At 40.2% G+C, this 23,613-nt stretch carries 16 protein-coding genes and 2 riboswitches; of the genes, 15 read left to right on the top strand and 1 reads right to left on the bottom strand.

What is annotated here, in order from left to right:
- Positions 1-22: 22 nt before the first annotated feature.
- The 7 genes from pucD to MKX65_RS19240 all read left to right on the top strand — a co-directional run bounded on the left by pucD (position 23) and on the right by MKX65_RS19240 (position 9,168).
- The gene (gene pucD / locus MKX65_RS19270) at positions 23-2,281 is read left to right on the top strand and encodes a xanthine dehydrogenase subunit D (protein WP_445677926.1); all 2,259 of its coding nucleotides are present in this window, start codon (positions 23-25) and stop codon (positions 2,279-2,281) included.
- Positions 2,278-2,781, top strand: a complete 504-nt coding sequence (locus MKX65_RS19265; protein WP_160549664.1) for a 2Fe-2S iron-sulfur cluster-binding protein — start codon at positions 2,278-2,280, stop codon at positions 2,779-2,781. The genes pucD and MKX65_RS19265 overlap by 4 nt, the downstream gene beginning before the upstream one ends.
- Before the next feature lie 92 nt (positions 2,782-2,873).
- Positions 2,874-4,178, top strand: coding sequence for an IS91 family transposase (locus MKX65_RS19260; protein WP_083967595.1), 1,305 nt, complete (start codon positions 2,874-2,876; stop codon positions 4,176-4,178).
- A 334-nt stretch (positions 4,179-4,512) separates the two neighbouring features.
- Complete coding sequence (locus tag MKX65_RS19255) at positions 4,513-5,607, top strand: L-dopachrome tautomerase-related protein (RefSeq protein WP_061794307.1); 1,095 nt, start codon at positions 4,513-4,515, stop codon at positions 5,605-5,607.
- Positions 5,608-5,956: 349 nt separating this feature from the next.
- On the top strand, positions 5,957-6,526 hold the full coding sequence (locus MKX65_RS19250; protein ID WP_144530162.1) for a cupin domain-containing protein: 570 nt from the start codon (positions 5,957-5,959) through the stop codon (positions 6,524-6,526).
- Positions 6,527-7,134: 608 nt separating this feature from the next.
- Positions 7,135-8,343, top strand: a complete 1,209-nt coding sequence (locus tag MKX65_RS19245) for a glycosyltransferase family 4 protein (protein WP_340905134.1) — start codon at positions 7,135-7,137, stop codon at positions 8,341-8,343.
- A 474-nt stretch (positions 8,344-8,817) separates the two neighbouring features.
- The gene (locus tag MKX65_RS19240) at positions 8,818-9,168 is read left to right on the top strand and encodes a VOC family protein (RefSeq protein ID WP_340905133.1); all 351 of its coding nucleotides are present in this window, start codon (positions 8,818-8,820) and stop codon (positions 9,166-9,168) included.
- Positions 9,169-9,204: 36 nt separating this feature from the next.
- Here MKX65_RS19240 and MKX65_RS19235 read toward each other — a convergent pair whose 3' ends face one another.
- Positions 9,205-10,899, bottom strand: a complete 1,695-nt coding sequence (locus MKX65_RS19235) for a transglutaminase domain-containing protein (RefSeq protein ID WP_340905131.1) — start codon at positions 10,897-10,899, stop codon at positions 9,205-9,207.
- Between the two features lie 191 nt (positions 10,900-11,090).
- On the opposite strand from MKX65_RS19235, the gene MKX65_RS19230 reads away from it, so the two are divergent.
- The 8 genes from MKX65_RS19230 (at position 11,091) to MKX65_RS19195 (ending at position 23,572) form a co-directional block, all read left to right on the top strand.
- A complete protein-coding gene (locus tag MKX65_RS19230; RefSeq protein ID WP_340905129.1) occupies positions 11,091-12,083 on the top strand; it encodes a hypothetical protein in 993 nt (330 codons plus the stop codon).
- A gap of 141 nt (positions 12,084-12,224) precedes the next feature.
- Positions 12,225-12,319: riboswitch (guanidine-I (ykkC/yxkD leader) on the top strand.
- A 70-nt stretch (positions 12,320-12,389) separates the two neighbouring features.
- Entirely contained in the window at positions 12,390-13,757 is a 1,368-nt protein-coding gene (locus MKX65_RS19225; protein ID WP_340905128.1) for an APC family permease, read from the top strand.
- A gap of 83 nt (positions 13,758-13,840) precedes the next feature.
- Positions 13,841-13,935: riboswitch (guanidine-I (ykkC/yxkD leader) on the top strand.
- A gap of 50 nt (positions 13,936-13,985) precedes the next feature.
- Entirely contained in the window at positions 13,986-14,714 is a 729-nt protein-coding gene (locus MKX65_RS19220; RefSeq protein ID WP_340905126.1) for an urea amidolyase associated protein UAAP1, read from the top strand.
- Positions 14,714-15,364, top strand: a complete 651-nt coding sequence (locus MKX65_RS19215) for an urea amidolyase associated protein UAAP2 (RefSeq protein ID WP_340905124.1) — start codon at positions 14,714-14,716, stop codon at positions 15,362-15,364. The genes MKX65_RS19220 and MKX65_RS19215 overlap by 1 nt, the downstream gene beginning before the upstream one ends.
- Before the next feature lie 20 nt (positions 15,365-15,384).
- Positions 15,385-19,029, top strand: a complete 3,645-nt coding sequence (gene uca / locus MKX65_RS19210) for an urea carboxylase (RefSeq protein WP_340905122.1) — start codon at positions 15,385-15,387, stop codon at positions 19,027-19,029.
- On the top strand, positions 18,989-20,731 hold the full coding sequence (gene atzF, locus MKX65_RS19205; protein ID WP_340905121.1) for an allophanate hydrolase: 1,743 nt from the start codon (positions 18,989-18,991) through the stop codon (positions 20,729-20,731). Before uca ends, atzF begins: the two co-directional genes overlap by 41 nt.
- Before the next feature lie 131 nt (positions 20,732-20,862).
- Complete coding sequence (locus MKX65_RS19200; protein ID WP_340905120.1) at positions 20,863-22,551, top strand: methyl-accepting chemotaxis protein; 1,689 nt, start codon at positions 20,863-20,865, stop codon at positions 22,549-22,551.
- Between the two features lie 124 nt (positions 22,552-22,675).
- Positions 22,676-23,572 (top strand): carbohydrate kinase family protein, encoded by an 897-nt coding sequence (locus MKX65_RS19195; RefSeq protein WP_340905119.1) that lies wholly within the window; start codon positions 22,676-22,678, stop codon positions 23,570-23,572.
- Positions 23,573-23,613: the final 41 nt, after the last annotated feature.

The following is a 23,613-nucleotide window of genomic DNA, read 5'->3' as shown; positions in this document are numbered from 1 at the left end:
AGATAAAGGAGGGGGGATCATAGTGATAGAAACGAAGAAAAAGAAAATACGTCCTGACGGTCCTGGAAAAGTAACTGGTGCACTAAAATATTTAACCGACTTATCGTTTCCAGGGATGCTATATGGAAAAATCTTAAGGAGTATGGAGCCTCATGCAGAAATACAATCGATTTCCGTTGACCAGGCGAAGCAGCTTCCTGGGGTAAGAGGGATTGTCACCTATGAGGACGTTCCAGGGTTAAACGGGTTTGGACTCATATTTCCTGACCAGCCAGTACTATGTGAGAATCGAGTACGGTATGTTGGGGATGCGATCGCAGCTGTGGCTGCAGACACGATAGAAATAGCTGATGAAGCGTTGCAACTCATTCAGGTGGAATATAAGCAGCTTCCGGTCATTGTTGATCCTGAAAAAGCCCTGCATCCTGATGCACCAAAACTTCATCCCGATGGAAATCTACTCCACCGTGCCTATTATTCAAAAGGAGATGTGGAGGAAGGATTTCAGTCATGCTCCTATATTATAGAGGAAACCTATGAACTTCCAAGACAAATGCATGCTTATATGGAGACAGAAGGTGGAGTGATTGTCCCTGAAGCTGACGGAAAATTAACGGTCTATGTTGGTACGCAGCATGGGTTCAAAGATCGTTATCAGCTATCAAGAATTTTAAATATGAATGAGTCTGATATTCGGATTGTATCGAGTCCGATGGGTGGATCGTTTGGAGGAAAAGATGAATTAAATATACAGCCGTATGGAGCACTACTCGCACTTGCAACAAACTGTCCTGTTAAAATTCATCAAACGAGAAGAGAATCGGTTCGCGCGGGGCTAAAGCGCCACCCGATGAAAATAACGATGAAAACCGGTGTGGATAATTCGGGAAAAATCCTCTCACATAAGGTAAGGATTTTAGCGGATACAGGAGCTTATGCCACACTAGGTCCCGCTGTTTTGGATTTTGCTGTAGAGCATGCTCCTGGTCCTTACATCATTCCGAACATAGAAATAGAAGGTTTGTCCGTTTTCACAAATAACGGTGTGGCAGGTGAATTTAGAGGATTTGGTGGGAATCAGGTGACATTCGCACTCGAAGGACAAATCGATCGTTTAGCTGAAAAATTGCAGATGGATCCTATTGAATTTCGCGAAAAAAACTTGAGACAAGTGGATAGTCCTGGACCTTTAGGACAAAAAATTGCTCCAACTAGTGGGGCTAGAGATGTCTTAGAGGCAATAAAGGAAAAAGTGGTTAAAACTACAAACGAAAGTCATTTGTCAGATCCGTGGAAGGTAATAGGAACTGGAGTGACCATTTCCGTTCATGGTGGAGGATTAGGTGTCGGTCGAATTGACCCTGCAGGTGGACGACTTTCTTTTACTAAAGAGGGAAAAATAGAAGCTGCTTTTGGCTTCGAAGAGTGTGGGCAAGGCTTGCTAGCTGTGATTGAGACGTTAGTTATCGAAGAATTTAAATGCAAGGAAGATGATATTCGTATTGTTGTCGGAGACACAGACTCCGTACCAATATCGGGATCGTCCACAGCCTCTCGTGCAACAAGTATGGTGTGGAATTCCATTCAAAGAATGAAGGAGACTTTTCGAGGCGGGATTTTGGAAAGGGCATCGAGTGTAACCGGTATACCAGTTGCTGAACTAAATATGGGACCGAATGGAGTTTGGCTCAATGATGGCAATCTATGTGTCTCGTATGCTGAATTAGCTGAAAAAACTCTCAATGAACCACTTTTAAATGTAGAAACTTCCTTTAATTTTCCAGTAAGTCCTGATGCGGTTGTAGATGGAAGTCATTTCTTATATGCGTTTTCTTCTGTGTTAGCACGGGTGGAGGTTGACCTTTTAACCGGGAAGGTAAAGGTGCTTGATTTAGATCAAGCAATTGCGGCTGGTCCTGTTGTTAGCTTGCTAGGTTATCAGGGACAAATTGAAGGAGGAGGGATTATGGCGCTAGGCTACAGTTTGATGGAAGAAGCAAAGATGGAAAATGGAGCGTACGTAAATGATAATTTTGATACGTATCTAATCCCGACTATTCAAGATGTGCCATTCGTCATGAATGTGGAAGCGATCGAGAAGCTTCAAGAGGGAGATCTATATGGTCCGCGTGGAGTAGGAGAGATTGGTACCATTGCCGTTGCTCCAGCGATTGTGAAGGCGATCCATGATGCAACGGGGTGTTGGGTTAACAAACTACCTGTATCAAGGGAGTTTTTACTAGAGCAAATGTCTACTAGAGGGGAGAAGCGCTGGATATGAAAGAACAAACAGAAATCATGTCTCCTCCCCAAATGGAGCTCTCTTTAACCATTAATGGAAGCAATGTTGTATTACAGGTTCCCCCCACGAAAAGGCTTGTTACCATTTTGAGGGAGGAATTAAATTTCACAGGTACGAAAATTTCGTGTGAAGTTGGCCGTTGCGGAGCTTGTGCGGTTCAAATGAACAATCAGTTAGTGAACTCATGCCTAGTGATGGCTTATCAGGCAAACGGCGCTTCTATCGTGACGATTGAAGGATTAGCAGGAGAAGAACTGGATCCTATTCAACGTGCATTTTTAGAAGAGGGTGGTTTTCAATGTGGTTATTGCACACCGGGAATGGTGATGGCGGTAAATGCCTTGTTAGCTACAAACCCTTCTCCATCAGACGAGCAAATCCAGGAAGCTCTATCTGGGAACCTTTGTCGATGTACGGGATATGGTGGAATAATACGTGCTGTCCAAAAGGCGATATCAAGTAATAATCAAGAAATTTGAGGGTCCTTCAATAGGGCTCTCTTTTTTAAAAGATAAGAAAGTATAAAAATTTGGGTCTACCACAGTCATTTAAGCTGTGGTATTTTCATTTTATGGAGACCAATATATTGAGAAGAATATTTTTTGATAAACACCAACATTGGGAAGCTTTCAAAAGAAAACACGGTGCTAAAATCCGCCCTATCGTAATTAAGGAGGTTGAGAAATTTCGAGATTGTGGGGATATCAAAAATGGATTTAAGTTATTTGTGTGTGAAGGTTGTCATGATGTGCGAAAGGTTCCTTACCGATGTAAAGGTCGATTTTGTACCACGTGCTCTGTTGGAGAAAGTGAAGAATGGAGTAGGTTACTTACTGAAGATGTTCTTCAGGTTAATCATCGGCACGTAATTTTTACGATTGATGAAGGACTAAGAGATGTATTTCTCCTTCACCGACATCTATTAAAAGATTTAATGGATGCTTCTGCAAGACTACTTACTGACTTCTTCAAAAAGAAAGCAAAGGTAACACCTGGGATTATTGCTGGACTCCACACTTTTGGTTCAAGGGTCAACTTCAATCCTCACGTACATATGTTAGTTACAATGGGTGGATTAACAGAAAAAGGAGAATGGAAGCAGTATGATTTCTTGCCATTTACGATGCTTCGTAAACAATGGCAAACGGTCGTATTAAAATTAATTAGAAACGGAGTTTCACCAAGAGAAAAGAAAAGAATCCAACCAAGACTTCAAAAGGCGTTCACCAATAATGGCGAAGGCTTCTATGTGTATGCACCTAAACAGAGGGGAAAAATAAAAGAACAACTTCGTTATATTGGCCGTTATATTCGTCGACCAGCGATTGGAATCAATCGGATTGAGGCATATGATGGGCAATTCGTTACGTTCAAATATAAGGATAAAACTGACGGAAAAGACAAATCCGAAACCGTAAGTGTCGAAGAATTTATTTCACGTTTAATTCGCCATATCCCAGACGAGCAATTTAAAACTATTCGGCATTACGGTATGTATTCTAGAAGATCAAAAAACTTGTGTAAAAAAGTGTTGAGTACTTGGCAACAAAAAGCAAGACGTTGGGTTGTAAAAGTTAAGAAAACCTTACGTCGCCAGACGTGGCGTGAAAGAATAGTAGCCAGTGGCAAGAAAGACCCTCTCGTTTGTCAGAGGTGTGAATGTTACTATGAATACAAGGGAGAAGTCTGCCTTGAAAATGGTAAATTAGAAATAAAGGTAGCCTTATGCAAAACTACAAGAGCTTATTTAGAAAGGATGATTAACGATCTCACCGGTATCAAAAACCCGCAAAAAGGGAAAGAAAAAGAAGAAAAACATAAGCCTAAACCAGTCCAAGCAACAGAGCGTCAACTATGTTTGTTTGGCGTGTCATGAGAAAGAAGAGATTCCTATTAACGTGGTAAGGGATTTCGATTTAATGGATGATGGAGATCCGACAACTCCTCCTATGTTTGCATGTGAAAAATGTGGGGGTGAAATGTATCCTGAGTATTATAAAGGGGTACATGGCATAGAGTACAAATTATCGGATATTCTCTAACCATGAAAAGGACCGGGCTATGCCCGGTTTTTCTTATTCCGACCGACTTTAGTTGTTGAATCGATAGAGGTTAATGTTTTATAGAAAAAAACTTATTAAGAAACATGCACTAGAAAAAATATAAATCATATATAGGTGATATACCGTTTGATGCTTAAGGAGGATATGATGATACCTATGTTACCTAGTGAAAAATATTTCGGTAATTTTGAACTGGTTTATCCATTTTATGGGGCTATGCCTACAGGTGTTACTGTTTCAGAAACCGGTCGTATTTTCATTTGCTTCCCGAAATGGGGAGACGATGTTAAATTTACGGTGGCGGAAATTGTTGAGGATAAATTGCAGCCTTATCCTAATTTACAAACCAATTTGGTTAACCCCGAGAATTTTACAAGGACTTTTATCAGTGTCCAAAGTGTAGTTGCTGATGGAAGGGGAACACTTTGGGTATTAGATACAGCTGCACCCAATTTTTCTGAACCTATTAAAGGGGGGGCAAAATTAGTCGCTGTTGATCTAGAAACGAATACAATAAGAAAAGTATATACCTTTACAGAAGATGTTGTCCTGCCTACAACTTATTTGAATGATGTCCGTTTTGATTTTCGTGTTGGAAAAGCAGGGTATGCTTATATAACGGATTCTTCTTCAACAGGACCAGGAGCTATAATCGTCGTAGATTTAGCAGATGGAAACGCCTTCAGACGGTTAAATGGGGCAAATTCAACTTCACCCGATCCCTATTTTATACCGAAAGTAGAAGGAAAAGTATTAATGAATCGAAATAAAGATGGCAGTACTTCTCCATTTAGACTGGCTTCTGACGGTATTGCGATTTCGCCTGATGGAAGGGTATTATTTTTTTGTCCACTAACCAGTCGTCATCTGTTCTCGATCACAACAGAAGCCCTGAGAGACAGAAGCATACCGGACATGGAATTACCTTATCATGTGGAGTATTGGGGAGAAAAAGGTGCATCTGATGGAATGATCACTGATGCAAAGGGAACTGTTTATGCTGGAGATTATGAACACAACTGTATCCGCAAGATATTGCCAAATGGCACAATGGAAACGATCATACATGACCCGAGAATGTTGTGGCCGGATACTTTTTCAATTGGTCCGGATCAATATTTGTATGTCATTGTGAACCAATTACATCGACAGCCTAGATTTCATTATGGAAAAGACTTACGACAGAAACCTTATAGTTTACTTCGTATCAAAATTGATGAATTTCCTGCTCCGACCTTTTGATAATAAATAAACTTAAAATTAGGAACAGTTTATTGGGGTAATGACAGGGTTCGTGCTACAGACCGCAAAGTAAAGTAGCAAACAGTAGGCTAAAGTTGTGGTAAAAGTATTTGGTAATACTTTTGGACATATCTTTTGGTAATTATAGAATCCAATAGCAATCATTCATCTGATAAATAGACAGAGTAATTACAAAAACAGTGGTTTTTGGTAATCTAGTTGAGTAAAAAAAAGTTATTTAATTAAAAATAAATCGTTACATTTACAATATAGTAATCCTGCTGCGTAAATTCACGTTTTTAAAAAAAGTGACATATATTAAAGGGATAAATACGTCTGTGAAAGGAGAATGAATTTGTACCGACAATTAGGTTATTACCATCAATGGCAAAATCCAATGTATTATAACCGGTATGACAATAATTGGTGTAACGACTGGAATCCCCATTATTATAACTGGAAAAATAATTTGGGCGATAATGAAAATCCTTATAATAGAGGCAATGTATTAAAGGATTTCGGGCCGCAGCCATTTGTAATTAATATTGAACAGGCCGCCAAGAAGAATAACAATTTCCGCATAGCTTTATGGACGGGAAATCATTTGCAGGTTACTTTAATGAATATTGGTGTTGGAGAAGATATCGGATTGGAAATCCACCCAACATTGGATCAGTTGCTCCATATTGAAGATGGTCAAGGACTTGTTCAAATGGGGAAAAATAAAGGAATATACGATTTTCAAGCCAATGTCTATGACGACTATGTAATCGTGATACCCGCAGGAACATGGCATAATCTAACGAACACAGGTAATAAACCAATAAAATTATACTCCATTTATGCACCACCTCAACATCCATATGGTACTGTTCATGAGACAAAGGCAATTGCCATGGCTTCAGAAAATCACTATTAATAATTTTTGACTGATAACCCTAACACAAATTAGTAATCCCCATATTTTATGGGGAATCACTCTTGTAACGAAGGTATTCAAACGCTGGACAAAATTCATTTTCCGTTTAATAAATAGCAAAATATTATAGCCTACAATTTGTCCTGCTAGTTATATGGATTAATAACTGCGTTAAGGTTAGCTTTGCACCCCAAATGGGATAATCCAACAACGTATACAAACATAGGACTTTACTTGGAGAGATGGGTATGATAGGCTCGTTTGCCTGATGAAACCTTAGCTTCAGCCTTTCAAGACAAATCGTACCGTTCAACTATATGCACCTTATATATAGTATCAACAACAAAACATTGATATGTTGCACCCTTTATCATTGTTTATATGTATCCACAGAATATGCGTTTAAGGACTTGACTTGGAGCCTCTGTGTAAAGGAATTTTTTTTGTAACATAATTTTTTGTTCTACAATCTTTAAGTATATTTAACAATTCTCCAAAGTCTTGTTTAAAACACTCTTTTATACTAAATGGATAGTATGAAAGGTGTTTTTTTATTTTATTTAGACTCAAGTTTGTCCGTATGAAAAAACGAGCAAAGGTGGCTAAATATGAAAATTTTACTAACAACAGAGTGCTACGCGCCTGTCATAAATGGGGTAGTCACGTCTGTTATGACTTTTGAAAAAGAACTAAGAGAACTAGGTCATGAGGTGAGAATCCTAACTCTATCTATGACAAAACGTTCGTATACGCAGGACCATGTTACTTATATTAGCTCACTTGGAGCGGGTAAGTTGTACCCTGGCGCAAGATTTGCTTGGCGCACGGATGCAGAATTTCTTGATGAGTTGGTTGACTGGCAGCCGGATATTATTCACTCTCACTGTGAATTCAGTACCTTTTTAATGGCGCGACAAATGGCTAGGAAACTAAGGATTCCGATTGTGCATACCTATCACACGGTTTACGAGGACTATACGCATTATTTTTCTCCCAACAAAAAGTGGGGCAGAGCCATGGTTGCACTTTTTACCAGAAAAGTCTTAAACCACACACACTGTGTGATAGCTCCTACGAATAAAGTTCGCTCCATTTTGCTCGAATATGGAGTGACTCGACCCATTCAGGTGGTGCCTACAGGGATCAATTTAGCTAAAATAACCAGACCCATCGATGACCATGAAAAGCAAACTCTTCGTATGGAGATGGGTATCCCTAAACATTATAAGGTTCTTTTATCGGTTGGCCGATTAGCAAAGGAAAAGAACCTTGAGGAAATACTATTTTATCTATCAAAAACAGAGCAAAAGAATGTGACCCTACTGATTGTGGGTGATGGACCCAATCGGGAGAACCTAGAGCAATACGCAAAAACATTGGGAATTCGTAATCATGTAATATTTGTGGGAATGATCTGTCCGACGGAAATTTCTGCTTATTACCAACTCGGAGATGTGTTTGTTAGTGCATCAAATAGTGAAACACAAGGACTGACGTATGTGGAGGCATTAGCCAATGGAGTGCCTGCCCTTTGCCGGAAGGATAGTTGTTTAGATGATGTGATTACAGATGGGGTAAATGGATGGCAATACTCATGCTTTGATGAGTTTGATGAAAAACTCCATGCAATGCTGAATCGGGAAGAGGTGTATCGTCGATTAAGTCATCATGCAAGAGAAAAAGCAGTATGTGACTATTCTTCTGCCTCGTTTGCAAGGAAGGTTGAACAAATCTATCAACGGGAGATTGCTAATTTTGGTACAACGATCCTAAAATCTCGAGGTGGCGATCTTTATAGGGTGCATGAAGGACGTTAGCTCAGGTAATATGGAAAGAAACGCTCGTCATAAAGGGGATGAAGGACGTTAGCTCAGGTAATATGGAAGGAACGTTCTTCATAAAGTGAATGAAAGACGTTAGCTCAGGCAATATGGAAAGAAACGTTCTTCATAAAGTGAATGAAAGACGTTAGCTCAGGCAATATGGAAAGAAACGTACTTCATAAAGTGAATGAAGGACGTTAGCTCAGGTAATATGGAAGGAAACGTTCTTCATAAAGGGGATGAAGGACGTTAGCTCAGGTAATATGGAAGGAAACGTTCTTCATAAAGGGGATGAAGGACGTTAGCCCAGGTAATATGAAAGGAAACGTTCTTCATTAGGTGGATGAAGGACGTTAGCTCAGAAAAATTTAGATAAACGACCTTCATAAGGACGCTAGCCCAAATTAACTTGATGATAATTGGTGAATTTATATTAAAATGTAAGTAAATGACAAAGGGGTGGAGTTAGTGGGAAAATTAGTAGGATTCGAATTAAATAGTCAGGATCCCAAAAAGGCTGCTAGTTTTTATTCTACAGTTTTTGGTTGGGAGATTTCAGAGCCTCATTGGGATTATCAAACAGTCACGACCACCAAAGATCAGCAATCGGGAATAAACGGTGGAATTGCAAAGGGACCGCATGACTATCCTCACGGTATTCGCTTGCAATTAGAGGTGGACTCGATTGAGGAAGCAATTACTAAAGCAACTGCAAATGGCGCATTAGTGGTTAGGGACAAGATGGAGTTTGAAGAGTTTTATCTTGCTTACATAGTGGATCCAGTAGGTCTTGGACTAGGATTAATTGAGAGAAAGTAACACGAACAAGCACCAGAAAATTCTGGTGCTTGTTTGTTAATAAGATACTCCAGTACGCTTATGAGATTTTTCAAATTCTGTTGGATTTGGATCAAAGTACTCTGCTGTGTACTGTGCGACGAATGCGTTGTCTTTGATATAACCCGCGCCCCAGGTCGGATCCATGGTGAGCCAGTTTCCATCAACCTTTGCCTCAACCCAAGCATGCTTTTGTGGCCAAAATCCTCCAAAGGCATTTCCTTCAATTAATCGTGCTTCTACATTGCTCGCTCTTAATAAGGCAATGGTTAGGTAAGCGTAGTCCTGACAAATCCCCTTCCGTAACTCTAGTGTTTTTAAGGCACTATCATCCCAGTTATAGTTCTTCGTTTCGTACTTTTCAACATCATAGGAGATATTGCTTGCTACATATTTGTAAATGGCTTCTGCTTTTTCCCTGTCAGTGGTTAAACCGTTTGTTAACTGCCCAGCTAACTCTTTAATTTCTGGAGCATCGGACTCAACCCCACGTGATGGTAGTAAATCTCGCTTATCTTCAGAAGTAGACTCTACCTCAAATTTGGCAAATCCGAAATATCGAAATCGATCACTATTCTCTTCCTTGATTTCAGGGACGCTAAGCATGACTTCATATGTTCCCGATCCAAATCGCAAGTAGAAGGAATCATCAAATGAGAAATCTTCTACAGGAATCACGTCTAGTGCTTCGTCTTCCCCTTTTTTCGTTGTCACATAAATATGTGTGGTTTCGGGTCCAAATGAAGCTTTCGGGTCAATTGTTCCTTTAATCGTAAAAAGGCCATCTGATTCGAGTCCGCCAAATTGTGGATACTGGAGTGTGACACCTCGTTCTAGGTAAGTACTTGAAAAATCAATCGGTAGCATGGTTCGATCAGATTCATTATTAATAAGTATTTTGGTTGCTGGCTGATAATATTTTTCTCGCTCTTCATCAGGGACTAGAACTTCGAGTTCATGTATGCCTTTTCCATATAAAAGGGGGACATCAAAGGAAAATTGACCATCCACAATCGGCAATACATGAGTCCAGGAATCCGAGTCTTTGGTTAGTTTAATCATGATGGTGTCGTTATCGGATAATGTTCCTGCAGCTCCACTTAATGCAAAAATTTCTTTTTCCGTCACATATCCGTGATCAAGATTCAGTAGTATTTCTGCTTCTTGACCAAAAGGAGAATACGTAACATCACGTTCAATGTCAGGGTTCACGTTATGAACCGTAAAAGATGCTGTTTCATAATAATAGTCTTCACGATCTAAGCTAGGCACCTGCACTTTTACTTCATACTGGCCTTCTCCATTAAAAAGGGAAATCTCTTGCTTAAACTTTCCTTCCTTAATCGGTGCGTAATATTCCTGCTCCATTCCAGCAGGTCCCTCTTCATTAGCTCGAACCTTGATCCAAACATAGTCAGACTTGATCTCTGAAAACTTCTCGATTGCTCCTTCTACGATCACTTTTTGATTGACGGCGAATTCTTTATAAGTGGGTTTTTTTAATGTGACTCCTGCTTCCGTGCTATATGAAGTTAGCTCAATGGGCTGAAGATCGAGTTCTTTGTTCTTTTCTTTTACGAGCTTATCGTATTTGTTTTCTTCTTTTTGAGTTTCCTTAGAATGACTTGCCTCTGAGTTGCTGCATCCGGAAACAAAAAGAATAATACTTAGTAAACAGATGATAATAAAAATAACAGGATTTTTCTTTTTCATATATCCTCCTTTAAAACGACGATTTACAAAGGTATTTACGTTATCAAGGTGTGTTAGGTTTCTGGGTATTCCTTCTTATTTATGGATTGTGATTTTATTCACAAAAAGTTCAATATTCCTATCACCCAAACCATCATCGGTAAAGTATATTAATAATATGTTAATAGTGTTATTCGCAAGGAGGACTAATAATGAAGAAAATCTTTTTCTTTACAACATTAATTGGAGCTATTTTAACCCCATATTTTGCACAAGCACATGTGAAGTGGTTCACAGATATAGCGCCGCAAAAAGAAACCATTGAAAATATATTATCGCCGTTTTTTATATCTTTAGCACTACTTGCCGCGGTTGTTTTAGGGGTACTCACATTACTTATTCCAAGGTTTGCTGAATGGAAGCAAATTAAGGTTTGGGATGGCAAATTATCAAGTCTCAGAAAATATTCAAGACATTTGCTAAAATATGGAACTGCCATCGCTCTTATTTTACAAATTATCAATGGAACGTTATTTGCACCCGAACTACAAGTAAGTCAGATGGTATCCATTATTGCTTGGGTAAGTGTTGGATTCTTATTGATTCCACATCATATAGCAACAAAAGTCGGTTCAGCTATTCTTTTAGGATTATTTGTTTATATTACTGCCGAACATGGTATTTTCTACATGCTTGATTACAGCTTTTATATCGCCATTATTGGAGTTTTACTTGTAGGAAAAACAAAACTAGAAAATGTAGGATTCCCATTTTTATATTTAGGAACAGGGTTATCTCTATGCTGGGTGGCCGTTGAAAAATGGGTGTATCCAAGTATGTCGATGGACATTATTGTGAACCATCACGTTCCAACATTTGGTTTTGCACCAGCTACTTTTATTGTGATGGCTGCATTCATTGAATTTATCGTAGGTTATTTACTTGTGGTAGGTATTTTAAACCGAGTGTTAGGTCTTGTAGTTACGGTTATCTTTATTATGACAACCATGTTGTTTGGTTTTACAGAAATTATCGGTCACTTTATGATTCATATTGTTTTAATCATCTTTATCATTGAAGGGGTATCTTTCTATAATCCACCGATCAAATGGCATAAAACCAAACTGGATCAATTTATCTTTGTATTTTTAAATTTCTTGTTTGTACTAGCAACGATTGTATTAGTTTACTACCGTTTTGGATGATAAAATTGGATCCCTTGAAAGCTACCGTATTTTGGGTAGCTTTTTTCTATGTCATATAATCTGACATGTTCCTTGAACCCCTGCTTTTACACGTCTATACTTCAGAGTATAAAAGCATACAGGTTCTCGTTAGTGGGGACAAAAATGGCTCTCTAGGGTTCCGGTTGGAAAATGTCTGGTCCGAGAGAGAGCGTACAGTATAACTGTAGACACGGAGGGACAAAAGCCCGGGAGAATTTTTCTGTAAAATTCTCCTGGGCTTTTGTTTTTTTATAACACGAAATCCAAAAAAGAAGGTGTTAGAGAATGAACAAAGGAACAGGATTAGTAAAATCACTAAAGTTGCATCAAGTTGTATTTATGGGACTTGCTTGGATGACACCGATGATTTTCTTTACCGTATACGGAGTTGCTTATGAGGCATCAAGTGGAATGATGGCGGCTGCCTATGTAACGGCATTTATTGCGATCTTTTTCACAGCTTATAGCTACAGTTTAATGGTTAAGGCTTACCCGGTCTCAGGTTCTGCCTATACGTATACGAAGAGGGCAGTTCATCCCATGGCAGGCTTTCTTGTTGGTTGGGCTCTTCTTTTGGATTATCTTTTCTCTCCTATCATTGCAATTCTTACATTTGGTATCTTCATGCATACAGAATTTCCTTCTATACCTGTTTTTGTTTGGATTATCTTCATGAATATCATCTTGGCCATCGTTAATATCGTTGGTATAAAATCTGCTGCTCGTGTGAGTGGGTTGTCGGTACTTGTTCAAATCGGGTTTATTGTTATCTTTTGTATTCTCGTCGCAAAGGATCTTTTAGCAGGTGGAACAGGTACTGGTTCACTCTTCTCTTTAACACCTTTCTTCGGCGAACATATTGCTTTAAGTGCTGTTTTTTCCGGCGCAGCACTCATCTGTTTTTGCTTCCTCGGTTTTGACGCAGTGACAACGATGGCAGAAGAAACGATCGATGCAAAAAAGACGATACCAAAAGCAATCTTTCTTATTGTGATCATAGCGGTAACGATGTACACGGCAATTTCATATTTGACTCAACTTGCCTATCCGGATTTTACTTTTACCAATCCTGATAATGCAGCCTATAATCTCGTTCAATTAGTTGGTAGCAATTTATTGAGTTCTCTATTTATTATGGTTCTTATGATTGCAACCTTTACACAGGGTGTTTCCTCTGTAACAAGTGTGAGCCGATTTTTATATGCACTTGGTAAGGAATCCATTCTTCCTGGAAAAATATTTACAAGCATACATCCTAAATACAAAACACCTTTTGCTAATATCATTTTGATTGCGTTTATTTCATTGTCTGCGGTGTTTATTAGTCTAGATACGGCTGTCATGTTTGTAAGCTTCGGTGCCTTAACCGCATTTATATTTGTGAATCTATCAGTGATTGCACATTACTATGTGAAAATGAAAAAACGCTCCCTAAAAGACACTTGTATTTATCTAATTTTCCCACTTGTCGGGGCAAGTTTTATAGGCTGGCTGTTAACCTTGCTTGATAAACATACGTTAACAGCGGGAGTCATCTGGGTTGCTGTCGGATTTACTTATCTCTTCTTGAAGACGGAATGGACAAAAGCTAAGGAACGTAAAATGGCTTTGTCTTTTCAACAAACAGCAATTAAGAAAAACATTGTTAGATAGTCTGACACATTCATTGTTATCTATCTTTTCTGATAGTTATACTAAGTACAACAACATACAGGTTTCCACATTCTGTTGGAAACGAAAAAGCTTTCTAGGGTTCCGGTTAATAACGTCAGGTCCGAGAGAGAGCGTACAGCATCTGCTGTATACACGGAAGGATAAAAGCCTGGGAGATGAATGATCTCCTAGGCTTTTATCCGTTTTTATTTTAAAGGAGGCTAAATGATGAGTAAGATACTAACGAAATTAATTCCTGCTGGTGGAAAATGGTCAACAAAAATAAAAAGTGGAAAACAACTAACCTTTACGACTCTCGGTGATGGAGCCAATCTTTCTCTCCTTTTATATAACGCAGATGACACATCCGAACGCTACAATATGCCGGATACATTAAAGGCTCAGCATACCGCTCACTTAACGACTGGAAATGTCTTGATGAGTGACAATGGAAGAGTATTAGCTAGTATGATTGATGATTCTCTAGGCTGGCATGACACGATATCAGGTTATGCCACACGCCTAATGATCGACGAACGATATGGGAAGACCACCTATCAAGAACAAAGAAATGATTGGTATCGAAGTGGGGAAGAAAACTTTGCGGTTGAATTGTTCCGAAATGGATTAACAAACAGAGATCTAATCCCCGTTGTTAATTTATTTTCGAAAGTATTTTGCAAGGAAGATGGTTCACTTCATTTCAAGCCAGGTCATTCCAAAAAAGGGGACACCATTACACTGAGAACAGAGATGGACGTTCTGATGATCGTATCAAACACGCCAAATCCGCTGGACGCTAGTTCCAATTATCCCTCTGTTCCTGTCGAGATCACGATCACTGATGCAGCTCCTGTAGAAGAGAACGATGTTTGTGTGAACCATCGTCCGGAAAATCGTCGTGCATTTGAGAACACATGGGACTATTGTTTACTAACAAAAGGAGGAACAAACTAATGGCCACTTTACAATATAAAGTTAGTGAAAGACAGGTAGATGAAGCAATTGATAACTATATCGTTCCTGCTGGAGAAGGGTGGACCAAAATTCTTGAACCAGGACAGGTGTTAAGAATAGTGGATCTAGAGGGAAACCAGGCGGCAGACACCCTATTTTACGATGCGGATCATCCAATGGACCATTATAGTGCGATCAATACAATCCAACGCCAAGGCAATGTGTATTTAACGACGGGTTCCGTTCTAGTATCCGAGTCAGGAAAAGAACTAGTTGAGATTGTTGCCGATACATGTGGACGCCACGATACGCTTGGTGGTGCTTGTTCCGCACAAAGTAACACCGTTCGTTATGCTCATGACACGCTTCCGATGCATAACTGTCGAGATACGTTTATGCTTCAACTATCAAAGTATGGAAGCCAATTTAACAAACGAGATTTAGCACCAAACGTGAACTTCTTTATGAATGTTCCTGTGACTCCAGAAGGTGGATTAACCTTTGAAGATGGTGTATCCGCTCCAGGATATTATGTAGAAATGAAAGCAGTCAGTCGAACGCTTGTCCTTATTAGCAACTGTCCACAATTAAATAATCCTTGTAACGCTTATAATCCAACACCTATTCAACTACTAATCTGGGATAAATAACATAGAGAGGAGCTCCAACCATGTTCAATAAAGTCCTTATTGCAAACCGTGGAGCAATTGCGGTTCGAATTGAAAGAACGCTAAAAAAACTAAACATTTCATCGGTTGCGGTGTATACAAAAGCAGACCAAGATAGCCTTCATGTTGATCAAGCGGATGAAGCCGTATTAATTGGTGAAGGTGTGGCAAAAGATAGCTATCTCAATGCCGAACTCATTTTAAAAACGGCACTTGAAACAGGAGCGGAAGCCATTCATCCAGGCTATGGGTTCCTTAGTGAAAATGCTGATTTCGCGCGTGCTTGTCAGAAACATGGAATCACTTTTATTGGTCCTACTCCTGAGCAAATGGAGCTGTTTGGATTAAAGCATTCAGCACGTGAAATTGCGGTGAAAGCAGGAGTTCCTCTTTTACCAGGTACCACCTTAATAACGAAAGTAGAAACCGCCGTTGCGGAAGCCGAACGAATTGGTTATCCTGTTATGCTTAAAAGTACAGCAGGAGGTGGAGGAATTGGAATGCGTGTTTGTGCAGATGAGTCTGCGCTAAAGGATGCCTTCGATTCAGTCTGTCGCCTAGCAGAAACGAATTTTAACAACGGAGGAGTCTTTTTAGAAAAATATATTCAAAAAGCACGCCACGTAGAGGTTCAAATCTTTGGCAATGAGTACGGTGAAGTGGTTGCATTAGGAGAACGTGATTGCTCCATTCAGCGCCGTAATCAAAAGGTGGTAGAAGAAAGTCCAGCTCCATGTTTATCTTCAGCAGTTCGTGAGGAAATGCTAGCTGCTTCAAAACGATTGGCTGAGGAAGTGGGATACAGAAGTGCAGGAACGGTCGAATATTTGTATGACCCGGAAGCGGAAAAGTTTTACTTTCTTGAAGTGAATACCAGGCTTCAGGTAGAACACGGTGTGACCGAAGAAGTGTTAGGTCTTGATTTAGTCGAGTGGATGGTTCGTGAAGCGGCTGGTGAGCTTCGTGATCTAAATACTTTGTACGGCGCTCCGAAAGGGCATAGTATTCAAGCTCGAATTTATGCAGAAGACTGTCTGAATGATTTTCGTCCGAGCGGTGGTCAGTTGGATCAAGTTCGCTTTTCAGAGGATGCTCGGATTGAAACGTGGGTTAGAGATGGTTTGAGCGTTACCTCTTTGTATGACCCCATGCTTGCCAAAATAATTGTTCATGCAAACACTCGTGAAGAAGCCATCAATCAGCTAAGTCAAGCGCTACAGGATACTAGGCTCTATGGTGTGACCACCAACTTACAGTATATACAGTCCCTATTAGAGGAAGAAGAATGCCGCTCTGGACATGTGCATACTCAAATGTTAAAGGAATTTTCGCCAGCGGAATGTGCCATTGAAGTACTCGATGGTGGGATCCAAACGACGGTGCAAGATTGGCCAGGACGGGTGGGGCACTGGGATGTAGGAGTCCCTCCTTGTGGACCGATGGATCCATTCTCTTTCCGAATCGGAAATCAGTTGCTAGGGAATGACTCTCATGCTGCTGGACTAGAGCTAACGTTACGTGGGGGCTCTTACCGTTTCCGTGGAGATATTGTTTTTTGCTTAACCGGCTCAGATATGAAAGCGACTTTGGATGATCTTCCTGTTCCGACCTACCAGGTGGTCACTGCCAAGCGCGGGCAAATTCTTTCATTTGGTGAAGCTACACAAGGAATGCGCACTTATTTACTAGTGGCGGGTGGGTTCGATATGCCCCTCTATTTAGGGAGTGCTTCAACCTTTACACTTGGAGGGTTTGGTGGACACGGTGGGCGCGCACTTCGTACAGGAGATGTGTTGCGTGTTCATCCTTGTGCAACACCTCCTGATAAAGAGCTTGTCATTACACAACAGCCTGTATTAACAAAAGAATGGACAATAGGTGTTATTCCCGGTCCACATTGTACAGAAGAGTTTTTATTGCCAGAGTATTTGACGCAGTTGACAGAAACAAGCTGGGAAGTTCATTTTAATAGCTCTCGTACAGGTGTACGTTTAATTGGGCCGGCTCCACTTTGGGCTAGAGAAGACGGAGGAGAAGCGGGCTTACATCCTTCTAATATTCACGACAACGCGTATGCGATAGGGACATTAGATTTAACTGGAGATATGCCGATCTTACTGGGCCCTGATGGTCCGAGTCTTGGGGGATTTGTTTGTCCAGTGACAACCGCATCAGCCGAGTTTTGGAAGTTAGGCCAGCTTCATGCTGGTGACAAGGTTCGCTTTCAGCTTTTAACTTTAGAAGAGGCAGAGCAACTAAGAAAGTCACAAGAATTGTTTTTAGAAAATATAGGAGATTATCCAGTTCCTACATTGCCAGGAGAAATGAAGCTGTTATCACCAAGTTATCCGATACTTGTTCAAAATAATGAAAGTCATTTTCCAATGACGATTCGTGCAGCGGGAGATGAACATATTCTCATTGAGTATGGAGATATGGAGTTAGATCTCTTGCTCCGTTTTCAAATTCATGCATTGATGGATGCGATTCAAGCTCGTGAAGATATTCCGGTTTTAGATTTAACGCCAGGGATTCGTTCTCTACAAGTCCATTTTGATGCAGGCCAAATATCAACTTTAGCTATTTGTGCATTAATGGAAGGAATTAACCGAGAGTTACCACCGTTAGAGGAGATTGAAGTACCGTCCCGTGTGGTTCGACTTCCTCTTTCATGGGATGATCCAGCCACTCAGCTTGCCATCGATCGTTATCAAAAAAATGTCCGACCTGATGCGCCTTGGTGTCCAAGTAACTTGGAATTTATCAGAAGAGTGAATGGTTTAGAGCAGATAGAGGATGTGAAGAAAACCGTCTTTGATGCGAGCTATTTGGTTCTTGGTCTTGGCGATGTATACTTGGGTGCACCTGTAGCAACTCCCATCGATCCAAGACATCGATTGGTAACAACAAAATATAATCCCGCTCGAACATGGACACCGGAAAATGCCGTTGGAATTGGTGGCGCCTATATGTGTATCTATGGAATGGAGGGACCTGGTGGCTACCAGTTTGTTGGACGGACGGTTCAAGTTTGGAATCGAGTTAGGGAAACGAAAAGTTTTACAGAGCAAAAGCCATGGTTACTACGTTTCTTTGACCAAATTCAATTTTATCCTGTCAGTACAGAAGAGCTTACAGTGATGAGAGAAGATTTCCTAAGAGGTCGTTTTGAAGTAGATATTACCAACACAACCTTTAACCTTGGAGAGTACTTAGCGTTTTTAGATTCGATTAAAGAGAGTGCGGAAGAGTTCCGCCAAACGCAGGAAGCAGCCTTTAAGGCGGAGCGTGAGAGCTGGAAAGAGCTAGGTCTTGCTGAGTATATTTCGGAACAATCCGTGTCTGAAACGGTTGAAGAAGAATTGCCAAAAGGAGTAGAAGCGGTTCGTTGTACGATGCCAGGCAGCGTCTGGAAAGTGCTGGTTTCTCCTGGTGATGTGGTAAAGGAAGGCGACGTATTAATGATTGAGGAAAGTATGAAGATGGAATTTCCTCAACATGCTCCGTTTGATGGACGTGTTCAATCGGTCCACGTGTCGCCAGGTGATGAAGTTCATGCGGGACAACTGTTTGTCTCCATTACAAAAGAAAAGCGGGGGATAGCCAATGAAAACGATGAACACGCCAAAGCAACTATCCATTCATAATCTAAGAGAAAAATATAAGTCTAACGAATTAACACCAGAAAAGCTGATTCAAGAGATTATCCGACGAAGTGAAGCTGACAAAGAGATGAATATTTGGATCACACCACCATCAATGGAATGGATCCAGCCTTACTTAGATAACTTGAAAAAAATGGCCCCAGAGAAAGCTCCTCTCTGGGGAATCCCCTTTGCGATTAAAGATAATATCGACCTAGCGGGTGTACCAACAACAGCGGGTTGTGCGGAGTTTGCTTATACTCCTGTAGAACATGCGACAGTAGTAAGACGACTGATCGACGCTGGGGCCATCCCGGTTGGAAAAGCAAATCTCGATCAATTCGCTACCGGACTTGTCGGAACTAGAAGTCCATATGGCGAAACAAAGAACGCTCTGAATCCAGAATTAATTAGTGGAGGGTCTAGTTCAGGTTCTGCCGTTTCAGTTGCCAGAGGTCAAGTAGCTTTTGCTCTTGGCACGGATACAGCAGGATCCGGTCGTGTACCAGCTGCGCTTAATCGATTGATAGGATTTAAGCCAAGTCTCGGTGCATGGCCAACGAAAGGGGTAGTTCCCGCTTGTGCGAGTTTGGATTGTGTTACGGTGTTTGCAAACGACTTGTCCGATGTAGAGATGGTTGACCAAGTGGTAAGAGGGTTAGATAAGTGTGATCCATGGTCAAAAAATATCAACCGCCAGGCAAATGTGTTACCTGAAAAAATCTATTTAATGAAGGAGCCACCAATCTTTTTTGGACCGTTCGCAGAAAAGTATGAAAATGCTTGGAAAGCGGCTATTGTAGGATTAGAAAAACTAAATATTCCTATTGAGTACATTGATGGAGGCTACTTATCAGAGGCAGCTAGTGTTTTATACGATGGTCCATGGGTGGCAGAACGATGGTCCGACTTAGGTGCATTCATTTCGGAGAATAAAGGTGTTGCATTTCCTGTAACTGAGGCCGTTTTGCGTTCAGGGGCAAAGCCAGAATATGATGCGGCATCCGTTTTTCAAGCAATGCATAAATTACAAGCATTCAAGCAAACGGCTCACCAGCAGTTTAAAGATGGAGTGTTGGTGATGCCTACCTCTGGGGGCACATGGACAAGAGATGAGGTACGAAGCAACCCGATTGCGACTAACAGTGCGATGGGCTTTTACACGAATCATTGCAATCTATTAGATCTGAGTGCTATTAATATCCCAACCCTGGATGCTGAAGAGAACCTACCATTTGGGATAACATTTTTCTCAACAAATCAAAATGAGCATTTCATCCTTGGGCTAGCCGATCTCATGCTAAATAATAAACAAACTGAACCCCAAAAAACGACAACGCTAGTAGCGGTGTGTGGGTTGCACATGAGAGGCTTTCCTCTTGAGAAGCAAATGGTAGAACATCAGGCTACGTTTGTTAAAGAAGCAAAAACAGCTCCAACCTACAAACTAGTGAAACTGGATACCATACCGGCAAAGCCGGGACTTATACGCTCCAATCATGACGGAGCTTCTATTGAGCTTGAACTTTGGGAAATGCCTGTTTCAGAATTTGGTAAATTTACCTTACTCATCCCAGCTCCTCTGGGCATGGGAAAAGTTCAACTTGAAGACGGAACGGAAGTACCTGGGTTTGTGTGTGAGGCAAATGAGATGCTAAAAGGGGATGATATAACTCAATTGGGCGGCTGGCGCTATCAACGTTGATGTCCCAAAGGTAGGAGAATACCTTGCGATTTCGCAAGGTATTTTTATATGAAATAATTAACAAATACACATTGGTAAACATGTATAACTATTCACCGATAAGAATAGTAAAACATATAAAGGAGAAGAGTATGAGTATCAGAAATAAATTATTACTAGGTTTTACTTCAGTGTTGGTATTCACCACCGTAGGGTTTTTAGTGCTTTACTATTCATTACAAACTATAGGGGATTCCTATAAAAACCTTGCTGAGAAAGAGGTAGTTAAATTAAATTTAGCGCAAGATATCCGCTTTGAAGATTTAATGCTTGCTGATGCTATAAAGGGTATTATTATTGATCCTCAAAGTGAGACACAGCTAAAATTGTATAATGAGTATGCTGAAAAAATCAATAATGATATAACATCCGTAAGAAAATTAATTAAAGATGAACGAGCAGTTAAAATATTTAAAGAAATAGATGATAATAACCAGCAACTGATTGATTTAGAGAGTCAGATGATGGAGTTGGCTGGGACGGATCGTGAAAAAACATTAGAAATTCATAATGGTGATTATCAAGAAGTTAGAGAGATTTTCTCAAGGAATCTTGAGGATTTTGAAAAGATACAAGAGGAAATCATGGAAACAGAAGTACAGGATGGAATGCAAGTAATTGAACAAAGATCAACGATCAGTATAATAGTTATTTTCTTATCCATTATATTAAGCATAGTGATTTCATTAATGATTTCTCGAATGATTACAAAGCCACTTCACACAGTGGTTAATAGATTAGTCGAGCTTTCAAGCAATGAAGGGGACTTAACTGCTAGACTCTTTATTAATAGTAAAGATGAGTTTGGAAAACTCTCTAATGCGTTTAATACGATGATTGGAAATATACAACAGATTATCAAACATGTGCAAAAGACGACTTCAGAAGTTGCAGCATCTTCTGAAGAACTGTACTCAAGCTCCGAGCAAAACTCAGAGGCAACCAACCAAATTACCATGTCGATCCAAGAAATTGCTGCTGGGGCTGATAAACAAGTAGTGAGTACACAGGAAAGCTTAACGGCTTTAAGCGAAATTACAATGGGTATTCAGAAAGTAGCAAATTCTTCTCAAAGTGTGGAAGAGTCAACTCGTGGGACTTCGGAAAAAGCGGAAAATGGAAACTTGGTTATTACCAAAACCCTTAAGCAAATGGAAACCATACAGAGCACAGTAGCGGATGCAGGTGCTAAGGTTCAAGAGCTAGGGGAATTATCTAATCAGGTAGGGCAGATTGTGGAAGTGATTACAGCTATAGCCGATCAAACCAATCTTTTAGCTCTTAACGCAGCTATTGAAGCCGCACGAGCTGGGGAATCTGGAAAGGGATTTGCGGTAGTGGCTGACGAAGTAAGAAAACTAGCGGAGCAATCCAAGGATTCAGCAGCGAAGATCAAGACTCTAATTTCTTCTATTCAATTAAATACATCACTTGCAGTAGAATCTACTAATAAAGGAATTAATGAGGTAAATCAGGGAATCCATGTAGTGAATGAGGCGAGTCTTGCCTTTCATGCAATCTTACATTCTATTAGAGAGGTAGCTAACCAAATTCAAGAAGTAGCAGCTTCTTCTCAACAAATGACTGCTGGAGCTGAACAAGTAACGAATATAATTGATGAACTCTCAAACATTTCCAAAGAGGCTTCAAACAGTTCACAGATGGTCGCCGCGGCATCTGAACAACAGTTAGCATCAATGGAGGAAATTGCCGCTTCTGCGGAGAACTTATCAAAAATGTCTAGTGATCTAGAAGAAGTAGTGGGGAAGTTTAAGGTATAAACGACTACAAGATAAAAGGATATATTTTTACTTTAAGCCTAGTTAATGAATGCTAACTAGGCTATTTCCTATTATCCTGTTTGTGATATGATGCCTAAAAGAGTCTTGTAGAGGAGGCATCTATTTGAACAAACAAGGAATTATTTCATTGGGAGAAGCAATTGTAGATTTTGTTGCTACTGGTCTTACAAATACAAATTATCAGCGCTTTTTAGGTGGGGCTACGGTTAATGTAGCAGTTGCAGTAAAGAGGCAAGAGATCCCTTCCGTTTATTTGTGTAAACTAGGTGAGGATGAATTGAGCCAGTTTGTGGCAGAAGAATTAAGAAGAGAGAATGTAGATATATCGTATAGTACCTTTAGCAAGACAAAAAAGATGTGTTCTGTATTTATTCATGAAAATGAACAAGGCGACCGTTATTTTCATTCCTATGTGAATGAAACACCTGATGACTGGCTCACAGCAGTAGAACTTAATAAACAGCCGTTTATCCAAAGTAAAGTTTTCTACTTTGGCTCGGGCACTCTTTTTCACCCGGTAGCAAGAAAAACGACGGATCAAGCTCTTGCTTTTGCTTGGGAGATGAATATGCAAGTAGCTTTTGACACCAACATCCGATTGAAACGTTGGGAAAGTGAAGAGCAATGCAGAAAAACCATTCTTTCTTACATGAAAAGGACAGATATCGTAAAGATGGCAGAGGATGAATTATTGTTCTTAACCAGATCGGACACATTGGAGCAAGGACTAGAAAGCATATCAACCATGAATATTCCTTTTGTATTTATCACGAGAGGAAAAGAAGGAGCAGTTGCTTTACATGAAAAAATTGTGGTAAGTGTTCCTGCGATGGATGTGAAGGTGGTGGACACAACAGGAGCTGGTGATGCGTTCTTGGCAGCCCTCTTAGTTGAATTTCATACTCATGGCTTGCCGAAAACAAGAGACCAATTAGAAAGATATACTCAAATTGCTAATGAGGCAGCAGCGCTTTCTACAACGAAGCTTGGTTCGTTATAATAAAAACGTTAAAATCCCTCCTTGAGGAATTTAAAAAGTAA

Source organism: Robertmurraya sp. FSL R5-0851, from assembly GCF_038002965.1.
Lineage (GTDB): Bacteria > Bacillota > Bacilli > Bacillales > Cytobacillaceae > Robertmurraya_A > Robertmurraya_A beringensis.
Note: the sequence above shows the minus strand (reverse complement) of the source record. Positions and strands in the feature narration are given on the sequence as shown.

Bases quoted from the DNA above. Each gene is read 5' to 3' on its own strand.
- MKX65_RS19235 (WP_340905131.1), bottom strand. From the start codon at position 10,899: ATGAAAAAGAAAAATCCTGTTATTTTTATTATCATCTGTTTACTAAGT.
- uca (WP_340905122.1), top strand. From the start codon at position 15,385: ATGTTCAATAAAGTCCTTATTGCAAACCGTGGAGCAATTGCGGTTCGA.
- MKX65_RS19250 (WP_144530162.1), top strand. From the start codon at position 5,957: ATGAATTTGTACCGACAATTAGGTTATTACCATCAATGGCAAAATCCA.
- MKX65_RS19265 (WP_160549664.1), top strand. From the start codon at position 2,278: ATGAAAGAACAAACAGAAATCATGTCTCCTCCCCAAATGGAGCTCTCT.
- MKX65_RS19215 (WP_340905124.1), top strand. From the start codon at position 14,714: ATGGCCACTTTACAATATAAAGTTAGTGAAAGACAGGTAGATGAAGCA.
- MKX65_RS19255 (WP_061794307.1), top strand. From the start codon at position 4,513: ATGATACCTATGTTACCTAGTGAAAAATATTTCGGTAATTTTGAACTG.
- MKX65_RS19260 (WP_083967595.1), top strand. From the start codon at position 2,874: ATGGAGACCAATATATTGAGAAGAATATTTTTTGATAAACACCAACAT.
- atzF (WP_340905121.1), top strand. From the start codon at position 18,989: ATGAAAACGATGAACACGCCAAAGCAACTATCCATTCATAATCTAAGA.
- MKX65_RS19220 (WP_340905126.1), top strand. From the start codon at position 13,986: ATGAGTAAGATACTAACGAAATTAATTCCTGCTGGTGGAAAATGGTCA.
- MKX65_RS19245 (WP_340905134.1), top strand. From the start codon at position 7,135: ATGAAAATTTTACTAACAACAGAGTGCTACGCGCCTGTCATAAATGGG.
- MKX65_RS19225 (WP_340905128.1), top strand. From the start codon at position 12,390: ATGAACAAAGGAACAGGATTAGTAAAATCACTAAAGTTGCATCAAGTT.
- MKX65_RS19230 (WP_340905129.1), top strand. From the start codon at position 11,091: ATGAAGAAAATCTTTTTCTTTACAACATTAATTGGAGCTATTTTAACC.
- MKX65_RS19200 (WP_340905120.1), top strand. From the start codon at position 20,863: ATGAGTATCAGAAATAAATTATTACTAGGTTTTACTTCAGTGTTGGTA.